Origin of the sequence: Rhodococcus aetherivorans (assembly GCF_011058165.1) — a bacterium.
Classification (GTDB): domain Bacteria; phylum Actinomycetota; class Actinomycetes; order Mycobacteriales; family Mycobacteriaceae; genus Rhodococcus; species Rhodococcus aetherivorans.
On sequence record NZ_JAALEG010000204.1, the window covers coordinates 1 to 1,064 of the forward strand.

At 74.0% G+C, this 1,064-nt stretch carries 1 protein-coding gene; it reads right to left on the reverse strand.

Annotated features, from left to right (window positions below; genetic code table 11):
• Positions 1-598: 598 nt before the first annotated feature.
• Positions 599-1,064 (reverse strand): hypothetical protein (locus tag G6039_RS30160; protein ID WP_164528201.1); only part of this gene is annotated, 466 nt, incomplete at its 5' end.

Genomic DNA, 1,064 nt, shown 5'->3' on the forward strand with positions numbered 1-1,064 from the left:
GGCGCGGGGCACAACCCCGCCGGCGCGGGAGTGGTCGCGCCGGCGGGACTGTCGGCCACCGCTCGCGTGGTGGGGGGCGGTGGAGCGATGGCCCGTGCCGCCCGGCAGGCGATGCGGACGACACCGCACACGCTAACTACTTTCCCCACCGGCCGGGGGGATTCGGAAATTGCCCTGCGTCGGTGCCACCGCTCCGCCGCGGAACGGTGCTGCGGCAGCACGACGGGGTTGATTTTCCGAAAGGACATACACCAGTGCCGGGTCGAGATTTTCCGAGGGTGAAGGAGACATCGGCCCGATACCAAGCAGACCGGCGCACCCGTGCACCCGCTACCGCCGGTGGTCCCAGCGTCGCCGAATACTCGGCCGGTCCTACCGCGGTCGGCCCTACCGTTGTCCTATCCGTGAGCGAGATGCTCTCGACGGCATGACGGCGACCGAGGCACCGGCCTGCTGGTCGGCAGCTGCCGCCTGCCTTCGTCGGCCGGATCGGTATCCCCCTTGCGGGGCGAGGCGGTCCGGTGCGGGTCGACCCCGGGCTCCGACGTGCCCTGGTGCCCCGGGGAGCATCCGGCGAGCGCATACCGCCTCGCGTCGGTCACCGCCGGGCGGCGCTCCGATCCGACGAACCAGCGAGGTCACCGTCGCCATGCGCGGTTCTGCTGGCGTGGTCGCCCCGGGTGTCGGGCCGAGCGGCCACGCCCGCCGCGGGGGTGGCCGGGCAACCGGTCGGGCGGCTCATCCACCGGTGCAGGACGGGACCGATGTGGGCCAGTGCCGTGGGGGTCGTCATCCGGATGTGCGCGGCGTCGATCGGTTCGATGTGCACGGCGCCGCTCACGTGCCGACGCCACCCGCCGTCGGGGTCGAGGCCGGCGCGGCGGTCGCGCAGGGCGGAAAAGTACAGCAGGTCGCCGTGGAACCGGCCCGGGGTGAAGGTGGGCAGCACGGCGCGGGCGTGCTCGATCGCGGCCAGGACCCCGGCGGTGACGGGAGCCGGCACCGACCCGGTGTCCAGGCCGAGTTCGGCCAGCACCGCGGCGGTGGCGGGGCCACCGCCGCGG